The 19,353-nt window shown below is 68.3% G+C and carries 17 protein-coding genes and 1 tRNA gene; 8 read left to right on the forward strand and 10 right to left on the reverse strand.

The annotated features are described in order from the left end of the window. Positions 1 to 69 precede the first annotated feature (69 nt). Both XAN126_RS0103500 and XAN126_RS0103505 read left to right on the forward strand, forming a co-directional pair. Positions 70 to 1,293, forward strand: a complete 1,224-nt coding sequence (locus XAN126_RS0103500) for a urate hydroxylase PuuD (RefSeq protein WP_024277215.1) — start codon at positions 70 to 72, stop codon at positions 1,291 to 1,293. A gap of 130 nt (positions 1,294 to 1,423) precedes the next feature. Next, a complete protein-coding gene (locus XAN126_RS0103505; protein ID WP_024277216.1) occupies positions 1,424 to 2,662 on the forward strand; it encodes a M20/M25/M40 family metallo-hydrolase in 1,239 nt (412 codons plus the stop codon). A gap of 105 nt (positions 2,663 to 2,767) precedes the next feature. On the opposite strand, the gene yihA is transcribed toward XAN126_RS0103505, so the two are convergent. The 3 genes from yihA to XAN126_RS25960 all read right to left on the reverse strand — a co-directional run bounded on the left by yihA (position 2,768) and on the right by XAN126_RS25960 (position 6,346). Further along, on the reverse strand, positions 2,768 to 3,424 hold the full coding sequence (yihA, locus tag XAN126_RS0103510; protein ID WP_024277217.1) for a ribosome biogenesis GTP-binding protein YihA/YsxC: 657 nt from the start codon (positions 3,422 to 3,424) through the stop codon (positions 2,768 to 2,770). 69 nt (positions 3,425 to 3,493) lie between these two features. Then, positions 3,494 to 5,692 (reverse strand): penicillin-binding protein 1A, encoded by a 2,199-nt coding sequence (locus XAN126_RS0103515; protein WP_245272204.1) that lies wholly within the window; start codon positions 5,690 to 5,692, stop codon positions 3,494 to 3,496. A 186-nt stretch (positions 5,693 to 5,878) separates the two neighbouring features. Continuing rightward, positions 5,879 to 6,346 (reverse strand): hypothetical protein, encoded by a 468-nt coding sequence (locus tag XAN126_RS25960; protein ID WP_155982210.1) that lies wholly within the window; start codon positions 6,344 to 6,346, stop codon positions 5,879 to 5,881. Positions 6,347 to 6,477: 131 nt separating this feature from the next. On the opposite strand from XAN126_RS25960, the gene XAN126_RS0103525 reads away from it, so the two are divergent. The 4 genes from XAN126_RS0103525 to XAN126_RS0103540 all read left to right on the forward strand — a co-directional run bounded on the left by XAN126_RS0103525 (position 6,478) and on the right by XAN126_RS0103540 (position 11,506). Continuing rightward, positions 6,478 to 9,282 (forward strand): [protein-PII] uridylyltransferase, encoded by a 2,805-nt coding sequence (locus XAN126_RS0103525; RefSeq protein WP_024277220.1) that lies wholly within the window; start codon positions 6,478 to 6,480, stop codon positions 9,280 to 9,282. A gap of 154 nt (positions 9,283 to 9,436) precedes the next feature. After that, positions 9,437 to 10,618 carry a tRNA 2-thiouridine(34) synthase MnmA gene (gene mnmA, locus XAN126_RS0103530; RefSeq protein ID WP_024277221.1) on the forward strand — a complete coding sequence of 394 codons (1,182 nt, stop codon included), beginning with the start codon at positions 9,437 to 9,439 and terminating at the stop codon, positions 10,616 to 10,618. A gap of 42 nt (positions 10,619 to 10,660) precedes the next feature. Then, positions 10,661 to 11,305 carry a class I SAM-dependent methyltransferase gene (locus XAN126_RS0103535; protein ID WP_024277222.1) on the forward strand — a complete coding sequence of 215 codons (645 nt, stop codon included), beginning with the start codon at positions 10,661 to 10,663 and terminating at the stop codon, positions 11,303 to 11,305. 124 nt (positions 11,306 to 11,429) lie between these two features. Further along, positions 11,430 to 11,506 (forward strand) — tRNA-Met (locus XAN126_RS0103540). A 25-nt stretch (positions 11,507 to 11,531) separates the two neighbouring features. Here XAN126_RS0103540 and XAN126_RS0103545 read toward each other — a convergent pair. After that, positions 11,532 to 12,500, reverse strand: a complete 969-nt coding sequence (locus XAN126_RS0103545) for an alpha/beta hydrolase (RefSeq protein ID WP_051460536.1) — start codon at positions 12,498 to 12,500, stop codon at positions 11,532 to 11,534. 114 nt (positions 12,501 to 12,614) lie between these two features. Here XAN126_RS0103545 and XAN126_RS0103550 point away from each other — a divergent pair, with 114 nt between their 5' ends. Continuing rightward, on the forward strand, positions 12,615 to 13,034 hold the full coding sequence (locus tag XAN126_RS0103550) for a DUF805 domain-containing protein (RefSeq protein ID WP_024277224.1): 420 nt from the start codon (positions 12,615 to 12,617) through the stop codon (positions 13,032 to 13,034). Positions 13,035 to 13,112: 78 nt separating this feature from the next. Here XAN126_RS0103550 and mmsB read toward each other — a convergent pair whose 3' ends face one another. From mmsB to XAN126_RS0103575, 5 genes are all read right to left on the reverse strand, one after another. Next, positions 13,113 to 14,012 carry a 3-hydroxyisobutyrate dehydrogenase gene (gene mmsB, locus XAN126_RS0103555; protein ID WP_024277225.1) on the reverse strand — a complete coding sequence of 300 codons (900 nt, stop codon included), beginning with the start codon at positions 14,010 to 14,012 and terminating at the stop codon, positions 13,113 to 13,115. A 199-nt stretch (positions 14,013 to 14,211) separates the two neighbouring features. Beyond that, the gene (locus tag XAN126_RS0103560; protein WP_024277226.1) at positions 14,212 to 15,354 is read right to left on the reverse strand and encodes an isobutyryl-CoA dehydrogenase; all 1,143 of its coding nucleotides are present in this window, start codon (positions 15,352 to 15,354) and stop codon (positions 14,212 to 14,214) included. Between the two features lies 1 nt (position 15,355). Further along, positions 15,356 to 15,781 carry a type II toxin-antitoxin system VapC family toxin gene (locus tag XAN126_RS0103565; RefSeq protein WP_024277227.1) on the reverse strand — a complete coding sequence of 142 codons (426 nt, stop codon included), beginning with the start codon at positions 15,779 to 15,781 and terminating at the stop codon, positions 15,356 to 15,358. Beyond that, positions 15,778 to 16,002, reverse strand: coding sequence for a hypothetical protein (locus XAN126_RS0103570; RefSeq protein ID WP_024277228.1), 225 nt, complete (start codon positions 16,000 to 16,002; stop codon positions 15,778 to 15,780). Before XAN126_RS0103570 ends, XAN126_RS0103565 begins: the two co-directional genes overlap by 4 nt. Positions 16,003 to 16,077: 75 nt before the next feature. Further along, positions 16,078 to 17,574 carry a CoA-acylating methylmalonate-semialdehyde dehydrogenase gene (locus XAN126_RS0103575; protein WP_024277229.1) on the reverse strand — a complete coding sequence of 499 codons (1,497 nt, stop codon included), beginning with the start codon at positions 17,572 to 17,574 and terminating at the stop codon, positions 16,078 to 16,080. Between the two features lie 150 nt (positions 17,575 to 17,724). Between XAN126_RS0103575 and XAN126_RS0103580 the strand changes: the two genes are divergently transcribed. Further along, a complete protein-coding gene (locus XAN126_RS0103580) occupies positions 17,725 to 18,645 on the forward strand; it encodes a LysR family transcriptional regulator (protein ID WP_024277230.1) in 921 nt (306 codons plus the stop codon). A 6-nt stretch (positions 18,646 to 18,651) separates the two neighbouring features. On the opposite strand, the gene XAN126_RS0103585 is transcribed toward XAN126_RS0103580, so the two are convergent. Further along, complete coding sequence (locus XAN126_RS0103585; RefSeq protein ID WP_024277231.1) at positions 18,652 to 19,182, reverse strand: RICIN domain-containing protein; 531 nt, start codon at positions 19,180 to 19,182, stop codon at positions 18,652 to 18,654. Positions 19,183 to 19,353: the final 171 nt, after the last annotated feature.

The following is a 19,353-nucleotide window of genomic DNA, read 5'->3' on the forward strand; positions in this document are numbered from 1 at the left end:
GGTCCCCGTTCGTGGGCGTGACAGGGGCCGATGCGCCCGCATCTTCCAGCCACGGGATCTGAAACGGCAATGGAACCCATCCTCCACGAGTATGGCAGCCTGCTGCTGCGCTGGACGCACATCATCGCCGGCATGGCGTGGATCGGCTCGTCCTTCTACTTCATGCACCTCGATGCCAGCCTGAAGGCCTGTGCCGATATCCCGCCCGGCAAGGGCGGCGAGGCGTGGGAGGTGCATGGCGGCGGCTTCTATCAGGTGAAGAAGTATCTGGTAGCGCCCGATTTCCTCCCAGAGGAGCTGGGCTGGCACAAGTGGCAGTCCTACGCCACCTGGATCACCGGCTTCTTCCTGCTCATCTGGGTCTATTACTACCAGTCCTCGATCTTCCTGATTGATCCGGCGGTGATGAACCTGAAGCCCATCACCGCCCTCGTCATCGGCCTCGGGGGGCTCGCGGCGGGGTGGATCGCGTATGACCAGCTCTGCCGCTCCAGGCTCGGCGACAAGCCGCTGGTGGTGGGCATCATCGTGTTCGCGGGCGTGGTGCTGGCCGCGTTCCTCTACCAGCAGGTGTTCTCGCCCCGCGCCGCCTTCATCCATACCGGCGCGCTGATGGCCACCATCATGAGCGGCAACGTCTTCTTCGTCATCATCCCCAATCAGCACAAGGTGGTGGCGGCGCTGAAGGCGGGGGAGGTGCCGAACCCCTATTACGGCAAGACGGCGAAGCTCCGGTCCGGGCACAACAACTACTTCACCCTGCCCGTCGTCTTCCTGATGATCTCCAACCATTATCCGCTGACCTATTCCACGCCCTACGCCTTCGTCATCGTGGCGCTGGCGCTCGTGGCGGGAACGGTGATCCGCTATTTCTACAACGAGCGGCACGCCGGGCGCGGCGACAAGGCGTGGTGCTGGCTGGTGGCGGCGGTCTGCCTGATCCTCGCGATATTCATCTCGGCCACCACCACGCCCGCCGGCCGCATGGCGCTGGGCCTGCCGCCGCTGGTCTCCCCGGCCTTCGCGAAGAGCGGGCCGGCGGTGGGCGTGCCGGTGGATGTGCAGAACATCGTCATGGGCCGCTGCGCCATGTGCCACGCCGCCGAGCCGGTATATGAGGGCTTCGCCATCGCGCCGCGCGGCATCCTCCTCGACACGGAGGAGGCCATCTACAAGAACCGCAAGCTCATCCTCGTTCAGGCCGGCCTGAGCCACGCCATGCCGCCCAACAACATCACCGAACTGTCCGACGAGGACCGGGCCATGCTGAAGGAATGGGCTTCCGGCAAATAGACCGCATCCCCCTCGACCCCTGAAGCAATTCCCGCAAAAGTGCATCGCGGTTTTGCGAAAGGAATTGCGTAGAATCCGAGTCCGAGAGAACCGGCGGGCCGCGGCCCGCCCCAAGAACAAGGAAGACGTCATGTCCACCGCCGACGCCGACACCCTCCGCAGCCTGATCGCCGAGCGCACCGAAGCGCAGCGCCAGTTCCTGGCGGAGCTGGTGAAGGTGCCTTCCGACAATCCCCCCGGCGATTGCGCCCCCCATGCGGCGCGCGCCGCCGAGCTGCTGGAAGCCCTCGGCTACACCGTCGAGCGCCACGCCGTGCCGGCCGACCGGGTGAAGGCGGCGGGCATGGTCACAGCCACCAACCTCATCATCCGCCACCGCTTCGGTGCAGAGGGAGACGCGGGCCCGGTGGTCGCGCTCAACGCCCATGGCGACGTGGTGCCCCCCGGCGAGGGCTGGACCAAGGACCCCTACGGCGCCGAGGTGGTGGACGGGCGCATGTATGGCCGCGGCGTCGCGGTCTCCAAGTCCGACTTCGCCACCTATGCCTTCGCCCTCGACGCGCTGAAGCGCTCCGGCCTCCCCCTGAAGGGCACGGTGGAGCTGCATTTCACCTATGACGAGGAGATCGGCGGCGAGGTGGGGCCGGGCTGGATTCTGGAAACCGGCCTCACCAAGCCCGACTATGCCGTCTCGGCCGGCTTCTCCTACGGCGTCGTGGTGGCGCACAACGGCTGCCTGCACTTGGAGGTGGAGGTGATCGGCAAGTCGGCCCACGCCGCGCTGCCCTTCACCGGCATCGATGCGCTGGAGGGCGCGACCAAGATCCTTACCGCGCTCTATGCCTATCGCGACACGCTGCAGGGGAAGGTCTCTGATGTGCCGGGCATCGGCTCGCCGCAGCTCACGGTGGGTCTCATCTCCGGCGGCATCAACACCAATGTGGTGCCGGACCGCGTCACCTTCCGCCTCGACCGCCGCATCGTGCCCGGCGAGAACCCGGAAGCGGTGGAGGCCGAGGTGCGCGGCGTCATCGCCACGGCGCTGGAGGGCTCGAAGGCGAAAGCCGAGGTTCGGCGCATCCTGATCGCCCGCCCGCTGGTGCCGGACGACAGGGCCATGCACCTCGCCGGCGTCATCTGCCGCAATGCCTCGGCCGTCACCGGCGAGGATGTGAAGACCACCGGCGTGCCGCTCTATACGGACGCGCGCCTCTATGCGGAGGCCGGCGTGCCCGTGGTGCTCTACGGCGCCGGCCCGCACACCATCGAGGAGGCCAACGGCCACCGGGCGGACGAGAATTTGCTGCTCTCCGACCTCGACAAGGCGACACTGGTGATCGCGCTCACGGTTGCCGATCTGCTGGCCTGAGCCGTTGGCCTCGGTCCTTGACCGAGGCCAATCGAATTTCGCAAGATTACGCTCAAGCGCCGCGTGGGCTTGGTCGCCCTCCGGGCCTGCCGGAGGGTAGAGCGCTCAGCCCTGCTCGGCGAGAAGCTGTGCCACCGCCGCGCGCAGCTCCGGGAAGCCCTGCCCGGTGTTGCTGGAGGTGGGGAAGATCTTCGGATAGGCCGCCGGCCGCCGGCGGATCTTCTCCTCCACCCCGGCGATGACCGAGGGCAAGGCGGTGGGCTTCACCTGATCCACCTTGGTGAGGATGATGGCGTAGGAGACGGCCGCCTTGTCGAGGAGGTCGAGGATCTCCTCGTCCACCGGCTTGATGCCATGGCGGGAATCGATGAGCACGAAGACGCGGGCGAGGTTCACCCGGCCGCGCAGATAGTCCTTGATGGTGCGCGTCCAGGCGTCGACCTTCTCTTTCGGCGCTTTGGCGAAGCCGTAGCCCGGCATGTCCACCAGACACAGCTCCGGCCCCACCCGGAAGAAGATCAGCTCCTGCGTGCGCCCCGGCGTCACAGAGGTGCGCGCCAGCGCCTTGCGGCCGGTCAGCGCATTGACGAGGGATGACTTGCCCACGTTGGAGCGGCCGGCGAGCGCGATCTCCATGCCCTGCATGGGCGGCAGCACGTCCACGGTGGGCGCCGCGGAGACGAATTGCCAGTCGCCGGCGAACAGCAGGCGGCCGGGCTCGAGATAGGGATCGGCGTCGGCGGGGGAAGGGGTCTCGGTCATGACGCCTTATCCTAGAGCAGGGCGGCGGGCGCAAGGCGGGAGCGCTCGTGGCGCGGCGCGCGCCTCCGATTACCGCCGGCCCTGACCCAGGAAGGTTTCTGCAAACCAGCGGTCCAGCGTCATGGGCGGCTCCTGCTGGGGCGGGGGCGCCGGCATCTGGCCGACCACGGCCGACGGACGGTCGTCCGGCATTTCGGCCGGCGGCAGGTAGGTGGCGCCCGGCTGGCCGTAGCCGTTGCCGCCGAAGCCGTAGGACCTCAGGCCGCCGGGAAGCTCCGCCACCGGCACGCCCTGATGCGCCGCCTTCATGACGCGGCTCCAGATCTCCACCGGCAGGTTGGCGCCGGAGGCCTTCTTGGTGGGCGAGGAATCGTCATTGCCGAGCCAGACCGCCGTCACGTACTTGGCGGTGTAGCCGACGAACCAGGCGTCGCGGTAATCCTGCGAGGTGCCGGTCTTGCCGGCCGCCTCCCAGCCCGGCAGGTCGGCGCGGCGCGCGGTGCCGGTGGCCAGAGTCTGGGTCATCATGTGGTTCATCATCGCCACATATTCGGAGGCGACCACGCGGCCCATGCCGGTGACGTTGCGTTCATAGAGCGGCTTGCCGTCCGGCCCGATCACGCTGTCGATGACATGGGGCATCACGCCGAGCCCGCCATTGGCGAAGGGCGTGTAGGCGCCCGCCAGTTCCAGCACCGACACCTCGGAGGTGCCGAGCGCGATGGAGGGGTTGGGGTCGAGGTTCGAGGAGATGCCCATGCGGTGGGCGGTCTGCACCACGGCCTTGGGGCCGAACTCCAGTACGAGGCGCACCGACACCGTGTTCAGGGAGAGCGCGAGCGCGGTGGTGAGCGTCACCGGGCCGCGATAGTCGCGGGTCGAGTTCTCCGGCCGCCAGCCCTTGAGCTGGATGGGCGCGTCCTCGCGCACGCTCTCCGGCGTCAGGCCGTGCTCCACGGCGGTGAGATAGATGAACGGCTTGAAGGCCGAGCCCGGCTGCCGCCGGGCCGTGACAGCGCGGTTGTACTGGCTGTCAGCGTAGGAGCGGCCGCCAATCAGCGCCTTCACCCCGCCATCGGGGTCGAGCACCACGATGGCACCCTGGCCGACGCCGTACTTGGCGCCGGATTTCGCCAGCGTGTCCTCCAGCGCCGCCTCACCGGCCTTCTGGAGCGCGGGATCGATGGTGGTGCGCACGGTGACGTCGCCGGGCAGTTCGCCGTCGCCGAGCACGGAATCGAGCTGGTCCATCACCCAGTCGGCCACATAGCCGGAGGAATCCGGCATGCCGCTGCGCGCGAGCTGCGCCGGGCGCGCCTGGGCGGTGCTCGCCATGTCCGCGGTGATCATCTTCTGGTCGCGCATGGCGGCCAGCACCAGATTGGCGCGGGCCTGCGCGCCCTTGAGGTTGCGCGTCGGGGCGAGGCGCGAGGGCGAGTTGACGAGCCCGGCCAGCATGGCGGCCTCGGCCAGCGTCACCTGCCGCGCGGATTTGCCGAAATAGCGCTGGGCGGCGGCTTCGACACCATAGGCGCCGGCGCCGAAATAGACTCGGTTCAGATAGAGGTCGAGCAGCTGGTCCTTGCTGAACTTGTGCTCCAGCCACAGGGCCAGCACCAGCTCCTGCATCTTGCGCGAAGCGGTGCGCTCCTGGGTCAGGAACAGGTTCTTGGCGAGCTGCTGGGTCAGCGTCGAGCCGCCCTGCCTCAGGCGCCGGGAGGTGAGGTTGGTGACGAGGGCGCGCGCGAGGCCTTCGGGATCGAGGCCGAAATGGCTGTAGAAACGCTGGTCCTCGATGGCGACGAAGGCCTTGGGCAGATAGGGCGGCAACTCGCCGATGGGCACGGCGACGCCGCCCATGTCGCCGCGTGTGGCGATGGTCTTGCCGTCCGCCCCCTGCACGGTGACGGTGGGCGGACGCTTGGGGATCATCAGCGTCTGCATGGGCGGCAGCTTCGACGCCTCGTAGGCGATGACGCCGGCGAGGGCGAGCAGCGCCCACATGCCCAGGATGAAGCCCCATTTCACCAGCCGGAACACGAGGCGCCCCCCGCCGCCACGACGGGGCCGGCGGGGCGGCGGCTCGGAGCGGCCGCGGCGCGGGGCGGGATCGGGGTGCATGTCGGGTTCCACCTTGGCCTTGGGCCGCGCGGCCGGCTTGCGGGCGGGGCGGGGTGGTTCCGGGGGCGGTGCGGCGGAGCGGTCGCGCGGGTCGAGGCGGATATCGAACAGGGATTCGGGCCGCTCCATGAGCGGCTCGCGCCTCATGCCGTCCCCCCGTCCCTGTGCGGTCATTCCAATTCCCGTCGCATAGCCGGCCTGCTCTCGGGCCGCGCGGCTCCTTCCACCACCAAAATGGGGCGAAGATCAGCCGCTGGGGCAGATGGTGCCCGCCTCACCTCAAGGAAGCGTTACGCGGCAAGCGTTTTCGCGGGTGGTCTTCAGGCGGATGCCTTACGGGCACTTGCTCCAGTAGCCCACGGTCTTCGCCGGCGTCGTGTAGAACCAGCAGGTGTTCGGCGCGGGCGCCGGACCCACAAGCGGCGTGGCGAGGCCGCCCGGCAGCACGCCGAGCGGCGCGCCGGAGCCGGGCTGGGCGCCGATGGGCGTGTTGCTGCGGAACGGCGCGGGCTGGATGATGGGCGTGGGGTCTGCCGGCACCACCGGCTTCGGCGCCGGCAGCTTCGGCCTGGGCGTCACGACGGTAGGCGCGCGCGGGACGGTCGGGGCTGGCCGCACCACGGGACGCGGCGCCGGCCGCTGGATCGGGGGGATGACCGCCGCTCCGCCCACGATGGGCGTGCCCACCCCCGTCGCGGCCAGGGCACCGGCCGGCGCGAGCGCGATCGCCAGCGCCACCGCGCCATACATCACCTTGCGGAATGTCTGGGCGGCCCGAGCGCGAAGCTGTCCGTACGGCATGTGTTCCATCACAGAAATATAGGTTCCGCTGCGGCCGATTCGAGAGCGACCAATGAACGCCGCTCGCGGCCGGGCGCTGATTGCGGTAAAGATGAAGGCTCCTGTCCTTCGTGCCTCCAGATCGCCGAGCAATGCCCACCGTCCGTTCCTCCAAGGTCAACCGCGTCATCGGCGAACCCTTCGAAGGCCAGGCCCTCAAGGCCGAGATCAGGGAAATCGCTTCCGCCCACAAGGGCCGCGACCTCGATTTGCGCAACGCCGTCGTCGCACGCCTCAAGAAGGGCATGCAGGAAGGCCGCGCCGCCGCCGAGCGCCTGCTGCTGGAAGACGGCTGCGGCCGCTGCTGCGCCATGCGTCTCTCCGCGCTGCAGGATGCGGTCATCACCAGCGCCTATGAGGTGGCCACCACCTTCCTCTACCCGGTCGATAACCCCTCCCGCTCCGAGCGCATGGCGGTGGTGGCGGTGGGCGGATACGGCCGCGGCATGATGGCGCCGGGCTCCGACACCGACATCCTATTCGTGCTGCCCTACAAGCAGACGGCCTGGGGCGAGAGCGTCGCCGAGGCCATGCTCTACATCCTCTGGGATCTCGGGCTGAAGGTGGGCCACGCCACCCGCTCGGTCGAGGAATGTCTGCGGCAGGCCCGGGCGGACTTCACCATCCGCACCTCCATCCTCGAAGCCCGCTTCCTTGTCGGCGACAAGGCGCTGTTCGAGGATCTGGAGAAGCGCTTCGACAAGGAAGTGGTGGAGGGCACCGGCGCCGAGTTCGTCGCCGCCAAGATGGCGGAGCGCGAGGATCGCCTGCGCCGCTCCGGCCAGTCGCGCTACCTCGTCGAGCCCAACGTCAAGGAGAGCAAGGGCGGCCTCCGGGACCTGCACACCCTCTTCTGGATATCCAAATACGTCTACCGGGTGCAGACCGCGAGCCAGCTCGTCGCCAAGGGCGTGTTCACCCGCGAGGAGGCGAACCTCTTCAAGAAGTGCGAGGACTTCCTGTGGTCCGTGCGCTGCCACCTGCACTTCCTCACCGGCCGCGCCGAGGACCGCCTCTCCTTCGACCTGCAGCGGGAGATGGCGCTGCGCCTCGGCTATACGGAGCATCCCGGCCAGAAGGACGTGGAACGCTTCATGAAGCACTATTTCCTCGTGGCGAAGGATGTGGGCGACCTCACCGCCATCCTCTCCGCCGCGCTGGAGGAGCGCCACGAGAAGCCGGTGCCGGGCCTCAAGGGCATGGTGGAGCGCTTCCGCGCCGGCTCCCGCCGCATCACGCTGAAGGACACGACGGACTTCATCCTCGACCATGACCGCCTGAACGTGGCGGACCCGGAGGCGTTCAACCGCGACCCGGTGAACCTCATCCGCATCTTCCACGTGGCCGACAAGCGCAATCTCGCGCTGCATCCCGACGCCAGCCAGCTCGCCGCCCGCTCCCTCGGGCTCATCGATGCGAGCGTGCGCGAGAATCCGGAGGCGAACCGGCTGTTCCTGGAGATCGTCACCTCCAAGGACGCGCCCGAGACGGTGCTCAGGCGGATGAACGAGGTGGGTGTGCTGGGGCGGTTCCTGCCGGAGTTCGGCAAGGTCGTCGCCATGATGCAGTTCAACATGTACCACCACTATACGGTGGACGAGCACCTCCTGCGCTGCATCGGCATCCTCTCGGAGATCGAGCGCAAGGTGAACCCGGAAAACGGGCTCGCCAACGAGCTGATGGGCACGGTGAAGAACCGCAACCTGCTCTATGTCGCCCTGCTGCTGCACGACATCGCCAAGGGTCGCCCGGAGGACCACTCGGTGGCCGGCGCCCGCATCGCGCGCAAGCTGTGCCCGCGCTTCGGCCTGTCTCCGGTGGAGACCGAGACGGTGGCGTGGCTGGTGGAGCAGCACCTCGTCATGTCCACGGTCGCCCAGTCCCGCGACCTGTCCGACCGCAAGACCATCGAGAATTTCGCCTCCGTGGTGCAGAACCTGGAGCGGATGAAGCTGCTCACCATCCTCACCACGGCCGATATCAAGGCGGTGGGGCCGGGCACCTGGAACGGCTGGAAGGCGCAGCTTCTGCGCACGCTTTATTACGAGACCGAGCCGGTGCTCACCGGCGGCTTCTCGGAAGTGGACCGGGGCAAGCGCGTCACCGCCGCCCAGTCCCAGTTCCGCTCGGCCCTCTCCGACTGGGACGACGAGAAGGTGGCCGCCTATGTGGCGCGCCATTATCCGCCCTACTGGCTGCGTGTGGACCTCGAGACCAAGCTGCGCCACGCCCGCTTCGTGGACGAGGCGGAGACGGCCGGCCGCTCCATCGCCACCCATGCGTCGCTGGAGCCGGGCCGCGGCATCACCACGCTCACCGTGCTGGCGCCGGACCATCCCAAACTCCTGTCCATCATTGCCGGGGCCTGCGCCGCGGCAGGCGCCAACATCGTGGACGCGCAGATCTCCACCACCACGGACGGGCTGGCGCTCGACACCATCGCCATCCGCCGCGCCTTCGACCATGACGAGGACGAACTGCGCCGCGCCAACCGCATTCGGGAAGCGGTGGAGCAGGCGCTGACCGGCGAGGTCCGCCTGCCGGAGGTGATGGCCAAGAAGCTGCCCAAGGGCCGCCGCACCTTCACGGTGGAGCCCGAGGTGACGGTGAACAATTCCTGGTCGAACCGCCACACGGTGGTGGAGGTGTCCGGTCTCGACCGGCCGGGCCTGCTGTTCGCCCTCACCAACACTTTGTCGCGGCTCAACCTCAACATCGCCTCGGCCCATGTCGCCACCTTCGGCGAGCGGGCGGTGGACGTGTTCTACGTCACCGACCTGATGGGCGCGAAGATCACCGGCGCCGCCCGCCAGTCCACCATCCGCCGCGCCCTCGTTTCGGTGTTCGAGGGGCCGGTGGAGGACGAGGAGCCGACCCGCCGGGTGGCGCGGGGGTGATGGGGCGCCGCGGCGCGGGCGGGAAGGCCGTTTTTTCGCCGCGCTCGCGTGGCTCAGATGCCAATCGTTTGCACCTTGTTTGCACTTGGCGACGGTGCGGCATACGTTCTGCCGCGCTTCCTTCCGACCCCACGGCCGAAAACCGACGACCGAGATGACCGACGACCTCCTCCTCGATGCTTCCGACGCCGCCCGTGCCGATCGCGCGGCGACGCGCGTCGTGGTGGCCATGTCGGGCGGGGTGGATTCGTCCGTGGTGGCGGCCCTTTTGGCCCGCGCCGGCTATGACGTGGTGGGCGTCACCCTCCAGCTCTACGACCATGGCGAGGCGGCGCACCGGCCCGGCTCGTGCTGCGCGGGGCAGGACATCTATGACGCCAGCGAAGTGGCGCGCACGCTGGGCATCCCCCATTACGTGCTCGATTACGAAAGCCGCTTCCGCGAGGAGGTGATCGACCGCTTCGCCGCAAGCTATGCGGCCGGCGTCACCCCCATTCCCTGCGTGGACTGCAACCGCACCGTCAAGTTCCGCGACCTGCTCGCCACCGCCGAGGAACTGGGCGCGCGTTACCTCGCTACGGGCCATTATGTGGCGAGCCGCGCGTTGCCGGGCGGCAAACGCGGCCTGTTCCGCGCGGCGGAGGAGGCGCGGGACCAGTCCTATTTCCTCTATGCCACCACGGCCGCCCAGCTCGACAAGCTGCGTTTCCCCCTGGGCGAGATGCAGAAGGCGGACGTGCGGGCGCTCGCGGCCGAATTCGGCCTGCCGGTGGCGGAGAAGCCCGACAGCCAGGACATCTGCTTCGTGCCCGGCGGCGATTATGCCGAGGTGGTGCAGCGTCTGCGGCCCGAGGCCGGCGAGGCGGGCGACATCGTGCATCTGGATGGCCGGGTGCTCGGCCGCCACAAGGGCGTGCTCCATTACACCATCGGCCAGCGCAAGGGCCTCGGCATCGCCACGCCCGAGCCGCTCTATGTGATCTCCATCGACGCCTCCCGGCGCGAGGTGCGGGTCGGCCCGCGCGAGGCGCTGGCGGTGCGGGCCATCTCCATGGCCGACGTGAACTGGCTGGGGGATATCCCCTTCGCCGCGGCGCTGGATGCCGAGGCTGAAGTCCATGTGAAGGTGCGGTCCACCCGTCCCCCGGTACCGGCGCGCCTCGGCCGCACGGCGGACGGCACCCCGGCCGTGCATCTCGCGCTCGGCGAGGAAGGCGTTGCGCCGGGGCAGGCCTGCGTGCTCTACGATGCCCCCGGCGCCGGTGCCCGCCTTCTGGGCGGCGGCACCATCGTGAAGGCGGAGCGGGTGGCGAAGGCGGTCGCAGAGGTCGCCTGAGGACGGGTTGCCCTCGGGACTTGGGGCGGGAGAGACGGCACAATGGCGGTTCAGTACGATCTCGAAGGCCAGAAGAAGGCCTATGCCAAGTGGGCGCCCATCTACGACAAGGTCTATGTGAAGCTGCTGGCGGACGCCCAGCGCAAGACCTCCGCTGCCGCCGCCACCTGTGGTCCTGACATTCTGGAAGTGGGCGTCGGCACCGGGCTGGTGCTGCCCTATTACCCCGCCGGCTGTCGCGTCACCGGCATCGACCTGTCCTTCCACATGCTGCAGAAGGCGGTGGAGAAGAAGGTGGAGCGCGGCCTGAAGCAGGTGGGCCTGCTCTGCGCCATGGACGCCTGCAAGCTCGGCTTCGCCGACCACAGCTTCGACGCCGTCACCGTGCCCTTCGTCATCACGCTGGTGCCCGATCCGGAAGGCGCGCTGGACGAGATGTACCGGGTGCTGCGGCCGGGCGGCGAGATCGTCATCGCCTCCAAGCTCGGCGCGGACGAAGGCGCGACCATGCACATCGAGGCGGCGCTGGCGCCGCTGGTCAAGAAGGTCGGCTGGAGCATCGCCTTCAAGGCCAGCCGCCTGCGCAACTGGGCGGCCAAGTACCCCGACATGGAAGTGGTGAGCATCGCTCCCGTCTTCCCGGTGGGCTTCTTCAAGATGGTGCGCATCAAGAAGAAGGCGGCCTGAGCCTTTCGGCTGCAACTTCTGCCCACAAGCCTTCTGTTCACAGGGCGCGCGGGGATTCTTGACACCCGCGTGGCCCCGCCTCTATATGCGCGTCTCCTGACGCAACTTGCGTCGGATGTGTTGTGGCAGCGTAGCTCAGTCGGTGAGAGCGCCGGATTCATAACCCGGAGGTCGGTGGTTCAAATCCACCCGCTGCTACCATCCATCCCCTGCCTCCAGATTCTCATCACGGCGCGACTTCATCGAGAAATGCGCGCACCGCCGCGCGCGTCTGCGCGGCCCGCCCCACCAGCAGATGGCCGCCGGTGTGGTAGGCAATGAGCCGCGCGTCGGGGATGCGCGCCGCCGCCACCTCCGCCGCTGGCAACGTGTTGAAGAGATCATCCCGGGCCGAGACGATGAGGGTGGGCGCCGTGATGCGCTCCAGCGGCAACACCGGGTGCGGGCAGGCGCTGTCGAGCCGGATGCCGGCGGCGCGCTCGGACACCGGCGCGATGGCGGCGGCGATCTTCAGCACGCGGGCGCGTTCCTGCTCGCCCGCTTGAGCGAGGAGCGCCGGCCGCACGCCCACGAAGCGGATCACCATCGAGGGGCCGAGGGCGCCTATGAGCCACCAGAAGAAATCGCCCCCGGCCTTCACGATGGCGAAGGCGAGCCGACTGCCTCCGGTGGGGTCGGTGGCCACCGGGCTGTGCGGCGCGTCGAGCGCCGGCACCAGCAGCACCAGCGCCCGCACCTTCTCCGGATGGCGCACGGCCAGCGCCGCCGCCGACCGCGCGCCCGCCGACAGGCCCATCACGATCACCTTGTCGAGGCCGAGATGGTCGAGCAGCGCGGCGTGGGCATCCGCCTGCGCGGCGATGCCGCCGTCCGGCGCATCCACTGCTGCGGCGGGCGTGCCGGTGCGCAGATAGCCGAAGCGCGAGGGCGAGATGAGGCGGAAGCCGCCGCCCATCAGTTCGTCGGCGAAGAACAGGCCATGGTCGAACCCGCCGCCCGCACCATGGACGGAGAGCAGCGCCGGCCCGTCGCCCCGGTCGGCGTATTCCACGTCGCCGATTGGTAGTGTAGCCACTTGGCTGCCGGCGGCGACGCTTGCGAGTGCTTTCCGGTGAAACGCCTTGAACCTGCGGGCGACCACTATGGCCAGCGCCAGCACGGCCACGCCGACGAGCAGCGCAAAGATCAGTTCCATGAAGTCCCCCGCGGCTCCGGCCCGGCGACCGCCGGCCCGGTTGGCCGCGCATGGACGCTTCCGCTATAGGTAGCCCGACGCAGCCGCAGGGTCACGGTGCGCGAGGAGGGGGCCATGACATTCACGCAAGCCGTTCGCAGCTGCCTCAGCCAATATGCCGGCTTTCAGGGACGGGCGCCCCGCAGCGAATTCTGGTGGTTCTGGGTGTTTACCCTGCTGATGGAGATCGCGGCCTTCGTCATCGGCACCATGCTGCTCGCCGGGTCCATCACCGCGACGCAGGTCAGCGGTGGCCAGATCGACGCGTGGTATTTCTTTGCCGGACCCAACTGGCTTTCGACCGTCGTCCACCTCGGCCTGATCCTGCCCTCGCTGGCGGTGGCCGTGCGGCGGCTGCACGATATCGGCCGCACCGGCTGGTGGTTCCTGATCCTGTTCATCCCGTTCGGCTTCTTCGTGCTGCTGTTCTGGTGGGTGCAGCCCTCCCAGCGCGAGCCCAATGTCTACGGGCTGCCGCTGCTGCCGGTTCGGTAGGCCTTCGGCCAAATAAAAAAAGGCCCGCGCGCATCCTGCGGCGGGCCTTTTTCATGTCTGTGCTTCGATCGCTCGGGATCAGGTCTCGTCCGCCCGCGTGCGGATCCACTCGATGATGCCGGAGAAGTCCTTGCCCTCGTTCCCCTCGGCCGCGAAGGCGGTGTAGAGGGCGGTCGCTGCGGCGCCCAGCGCGGTCGCGGCGCCGGCCGTTTCGGCGGCTTCCTGCGAGAGCTTCAGGTCTTTCAGCATCAGCGCGGCGGCAAATCCCGGCTGGTAGTTGCGATTGGCGGGGCTGGTCGGCACCGGGCCGGGCACGGGGCAATAGGTGTTGATGGACCAGCACTGACCGGAAGACGTGGAGGCCACGTCGAACAGCGCCTGATGGGAGAGGCCGAGCTTCTCGGCCAGCACGAAGGCCTCGGACGCCGCGATCATGGAGATGCCGAGGATCATGTTGTTGCAGATCTTCGCCGCCTGTCCCGCGCCGGCTCCGCCGCAATGGACGATCTTCTTTCCCATCAGCTCCAGGATGGGCTTCGCGGCTGCGAATGCCTCATCCGTGCCGCCCACCATGAAGGTCAGCGTGCCCGCTTCCGCCCCGCCGACGCCGCCGGAGACGGGGGCATCCACGCTCGCGTGACCCGCCGCCTTGGCCGCCTCGTGGAAGGCACGGGCGGAGGCGACGTCGATGGTGGAAGAGTCGATGAAGAGCGTGCCGGGCCTTGCCGCCGCGAACAGGCCGTCCGCGCCGGTGGCGGCGCCCACCACATGCTTGCCGGAGGGCAGCATGGTGACGACCGCATCGGCGGACGCCACCGCCGCCTTGGCGCTGTCGGCGATGGCGACGCCCTTGGCCTTCGCCGCCTCCAGCGCGGCGGGCACGAGGTCGAAGCCCGAGACGGTGTGTCCCGCCTTCACGAGGTTGGCGGCCATCGGGCCGCCCATGTTGCCGAGGCCGATGAATGCGATGGTGGCCATGATGGTTCCTCCAAAATTGGCTGCCGCCGGTGCGGCTTTTGATCGTTTGCGCTGTCGTCATGGGCGGGCTTGTCCCGGCCATCCACGTCGTGCCGCCTGCACGGACCGCAGACGGGGTGCCCGGCCTGTCCACGTGGATGCCCGGGACAAGCCCGGGCATGACGGCAGCGCGTGAGACTCCGCGCGTGAGACGCGCCCTTCAGTTCCCCTGCGCGATCAGCGCGCGGGCGACGATGAGGCGCATGATCTCGTTGGTGCCCTCCAGGATCTGGTGGACCCTGAGATCGCGCACGATCTTCTCGATGCCGTAGTCGGCGAGATAGCCGTAGCCCCCGTGCATCTGGAGCGCGTCGTTGGCCACCTCGAAGCCGCGATCGGTGGCGATGCGCTTGGCCATGGCGCAGAGCTGGGTGGCATCCGGCGCCTTGGCATCCAGCGCGGCGGCGGCGCGCCAGAGGAAGGTGCGCGCAGCCTCCAGCTCGGTCGCCATGTCGGCGAGGCGGAACTGCAGCGCCTGGAACTCGTCCAGGCGCTTTCCGAAGGCCTTGCGCTCGCGCATGTAGGAGAGCGCCTTCTCCAGCGCCGCCTGCGCCCCGCCCAGCGAGCAGGCGCCGATATTCAGCCGGCCGCCGTCGAGCCCGGCCATGGCGATCCTGAAGCCCTCGCCCTCCTCGCCCAGCCGGTTCTCCACCGGCACGCGCACGCCCTCGAAGGTGACGGTGCGGGTGGGCTGCACGTTCCAGCCCATCTTGCGCTCGTTGGCGCCGAAGGAGAGGCCCGGCGCCCCCGCCTCGATGACGAGGGTGGAGATGCCCTTCGGCCCGTCGCCGCCGGTGCGCACCATCACGACATAGATGTCGGCGGAGCCTGCGCCGGAGATGAACTGCTTCTGACCGTCGACGATGTAATGGTCGCCGTTTCGCACCGCCTTGGTCTTCAGCGCCGCCGCGTCCGATCCCGCGCCGGGCTCGGTGAGGCAGTAAGAGGCGAAGTGCTCCATCGAGGCGAGGCGCGGCACCCACTTCCTCCGTTGGGCGTCGTCGCCGAAGCGGTCGATCATCCAGGTCGACATGTTGTGGATCGACAGATAGGCCGAGGTGCCGGGGCAGCCTGTGGCGAGCTGCTCGAAGATGAGCGCCGCATCGAGGCGCGACAGGCCGGAGCCGCCCACGTCCTCGCGCACATAGATGCCGCCCATGCCGAGAGCGGCGGCTGCGCGCAGCTGCTCGACGGGGAAGTGCTTCTTCTCGTCCCATTCCACGGCATAGGGCGCGATCTCAACATTGGCGAAATCGCGGGCCATGTCGCGGATGGCGATCTGGTCCTCGGAGAGCGTGAACATGTCAGGAGCGCCAGTCGGAGAGGGGGAGGATGGGCGGCAGGTCCTTCTCACCCGCCGCCTTGCGGGCAAAACGGCCATCGGCGGTCAGGAAGGGGCAGTCGGTTTCGCGGGCGAGGCTGAGATAGATGCAGTCATAGATGGCATGATCGAGCCTGAACGAAAGCTCGATTGCAGAGGGAAGCAGAGGCTCGACCGGAAACAGCCGCTGGAAGAAGGCTGGCACCTGCGCGCAGATGTCGACCGCTTCAGTCACCGTTACCGCTCCGATCCGCCGTTTCTTCCATAAAGCATTGGCGACCTCGGTCTGTATGAGCTCCGGTGCCAGCAACACAGCTCCGGAGGCGGCAAGAGCCTCCGCCTCAAGCTGATCCCCCTCGTCGAAGAACCATTTGATCGCGATGGAGGCATCCACCACGAAACGGCTCATTTCGACCCCTCGCGGATTTCATCCAGCGTCAGCGGAGGCGAGGGCTTGGTGCGGGACCGGAAGTAACGTGACACCGCCACCCGCTCCTCCGGCGTGTACGGCCGGTTGCGCTCCAGCAGGTTGCGGATTTCCTGCTCCAGCGAGATGCCGTTCCGCTTCGCCCGCTCCCGATAGACGTTGAGGGTCTCGTCGGGAATGTTGCGCACCAATATCTGAGCCATGGTCCGCTCCTGCCGAGGATTGTGCTATCAAAAATGATAGCACAATCGCTCAGATGGAAGAAGCGGGCCGAAGCCTCAGCCCATGGTGGGGATGACGAAGTCCGCGCCGTCCTTGATGCCCGAGGGCCAGCGGGACGTGACGGTTTTGGTCTTGGTGTAGAAGCGCACGCCGTCCGGGCCGTGCTGGTTCAGGTCGCCGAAGCCGGAGCGCTTCCAGCCGCCGAAGGTGTGGTAGGCGAGCGGCACCGGGATCGGCACGTTGATGCCCACCATGCCCACGTTCACCTTGGAGGCGAAATCGCGAGCGGCATCGCCGTCGCGGGTGAAGATGGCGACGCCGTTGCCGTATTCGTGCTCGGTGGGAAGCCGCAGGGCCTCCTTGTAGTCCGGCGCGCGCACCACGGAGAGCACGGGGCCGAAGATCTCTTCCTTGTAGATGCGCATGTCGGCGGTCACATGGTCGAACAGGCAGCCGCCCATGTAGAAGCCGTTCTCATAGCCCTGCATCTTGAAGCCGCGGCCATCCACCAGCAGCTTCGCGCCTTCCTGAAGGCCGATGTCCACGTAGTTCCGAACGCGATCCACCGCCTCGCGGGTGACGAGGGGGCCGAAATCGGCGGAGCCGTCGGTGGAGGGGCCGATCTTGAGGTTCTCGACACGGGGCACCAGCTTTTCCAGCAGGCGCTCGGCGGCATCCTCGCCCACCGGCACCGCCACCGAAATGGCCATGCAGCGCTCGCCGGCGGAGCCGTAGCCGGCGCCGATGAGGGCGTCCACGGCCTGGTCCATGTCCGCGTCGGGCATGATGATCATGTGGTTCTTGGCGCCGCCGAAGCCCTGGATGCGCTTCCCGTTGGCCGCGCCGCGGGCATAGATGTACTGGGCGATGGCCGAGGAGCCCACGAAGCCGATGGCCTGCACATCAGGATGGTCGAGAAGGCCGTCCACGGCCTCCTTGTCGCCGTTCACCACATTGAGGATGCCGGGGGGCAGGCCCGCCTCCAGCATCAGCTCGGCGAGGTGCATGGGCACGCCGGGATCACGCTCGGACGGCTTCAGGATGAAGGCGTTGCCGCAGGCGATGGCCGGGCCGAACTTCCACATGGGGATCATGGCCGGGAAGTTGAACGGGGTGATGCCGGCCACCACGCCCAGCGCCTGGCGCATGGAATAGATGTCGATGCCCGGGCCGGCGCTGTCGGAGAAGTCGCCCTTCATCAGGTGCGGGATGCCGATGGCGAACTCGATCACCTCCAGGCCGCGCTGGATGTCGCCGCGGGCGTCGGGGACGGTCTTGCCATGCTCGCGGGCGAGCAGGTCCGCCAACAGGTCATAGTCGCGGTGGACCAGCTCCAGGAACTTCATCAGCACGCGGGCGCGGCGCTGGGGATTGGTGGCGGCCCAGGCGGGCTGCGCGGCCTTGGCATTGGCGACGGCGGCAGCGAGCTCATCCTTGGAGGCAAGCGCCACATGGCCGATCACCTCGCCCGTCATGGGCTGGTAGACGTCGGCGAAGCGCCCGGACGTGCCGGCAACGTGCTTGCCGCCGATGAAATGGCCAATCTCGCGCATGATGCGGTTCCTTCTTGGGAAAAACGTTTCCAGACGAGGGACGCCGTTTTGGGACGACGTTCGTTGGCCGGCACACTGCCCTATCTTTTTGTGCACAGCTACGGCAATCTCCGCACCATTGATGTGCGCCCTTTCACAGTCCTGAGAGCCATGCCCGGCGGCGATTTCGAGTGGTCCGACCTCACCTTCTTCCTCGCGGTGGCGCGGGCCGGGCGGCTCACGGTGGCGGCGGCGCGGCTGAAGGTGGAGCACTCCACCGTGAGCCGGCGCATCGCCGCGCTGGAGACGGCGCTGGGGGCGAAGCTGTTCGACCGGCGCCCCCATGGCTATGCGCTGACCGCCGCGGGGGATCGCCTGCTCGCCGCCGCCGAGGGCATGGAGACGCTGGCGCTCTCGGCGCAGGGCGAGATCGCCGGATCGGACCTCGGCGTCTCCGGCACGGTTCGGATCGGGGCGCCGGATGGCTTCGGCACCTTCTTCCTCGCCCCGCGCATCGGGGCGCTTTCGGATCTGCACCCGGAGCTGGACATCCAGCTCCTCGCCATGCCGCGCCTGTTCTCCCTGTCGAAGCGCGAGGCGGACATCGCCATCTCGCTGTCCCGGCCGAAGGAGGGGCGGCTGCATGCGAGAAAGCTCACGGACTACCGGCTCGGCCTCTATGCCGCCCGCGCCTATCTGGAGAGGCACGGCGCCATCGACAGCCGCGCCGCGCTCCAGCGCCACCGCTTCATCGGCTATGTGGATGACCTGATCTATGCGCCCGAGCTGGACTACGTGCCGCTGGTGGCCAAGGACCTCAGGGTACGGCTGAAAAGCTCCAGCCTCGTCGCCCAGATGACGGCGACGCGCGCGGGCGCCGGCGTGTGCGTGCTGCCCTGCTTCATGGCCGACCTGTTCGCGGGCGAGGGGCCGGAAGGGCTGGTGCCCATCCTGCCCACGGAGGTGGGCCTCACGCGCACCTTCTGGCTCCTCACCCACGCCGACACGCGCGACCTCGCCCGCATCCGCGTGGCCGCCGACTTCATCGCCGAAGCGGCGCAGAAGGGCAGGGGCGTGCTGATGCCGGGGTGAGGCGCCCTACTTCAGGCGCCAGTATTGGTCGGACGGCCCTCCGGCCACCTCGCACGTCGCAAGCTGGAGGCGCGCGCCGTTGTTGGAGGCAGGCGCACCCTTCACGTCGAGGCAGAGGCCGGACAGCTTGTGGCGGATCAAACCCTCCTTGGTGAACTGCCACTGCTGGTCGGTGGTCGAGCCGTTGGGGTTCTTACCCGACATCTCGCAATCATAAAGGATCAGCGCCGTGCCGGCCTTGATGCCGGGGGCGCCGGGCACGTCGATGCACTTGCCGGAGAGGGCGTTGCGGATGAAGCCCTGGGGCAGGATTTCCCACATCTGGTCGGTGGGCGACCCGTTGGGGTTCAGCGCGGAGAACTCACAGGTATAAAGGATCAGCGGGGAGCCGTTCTTGACGCCGGGCGCACCCGAGACATCGATGCACTTGCCCGAGAGCTGGTTGACGATGAACCTGCCCTGCGCGCTTGCCTGGCCCGCGCAGAAAATCCCCGCCGTCGACAGAGCGGCGGCGAACAGCCAGTTTCCGAACTTCATGAAACCCCCCATCCCGGCCGTGAAGCCCGACCCTTGTTCCCCGTCGAGCCTGACCGTAACGTCATTCTCACAGCAGGGGGCGGGCGGGCGCAATATGCTCCGCACCTTGACTGGCTCCCCCTCTCCCCCTATACGAGCCGCTTCCCGATAGAGCGGGTGAGTGCACGCGGG

The organism is Xanthobacter sp. 126, from assembly GCF_000526175.1.
In the GTDB taxonomy this organism is placed as follows: Bacteria; Pseudomonadota; Alphaproteobacteria; order Rhizobiales; family Xanthobacteraceae; genus Xanthobacter; species Xanthobacter aminoxidans.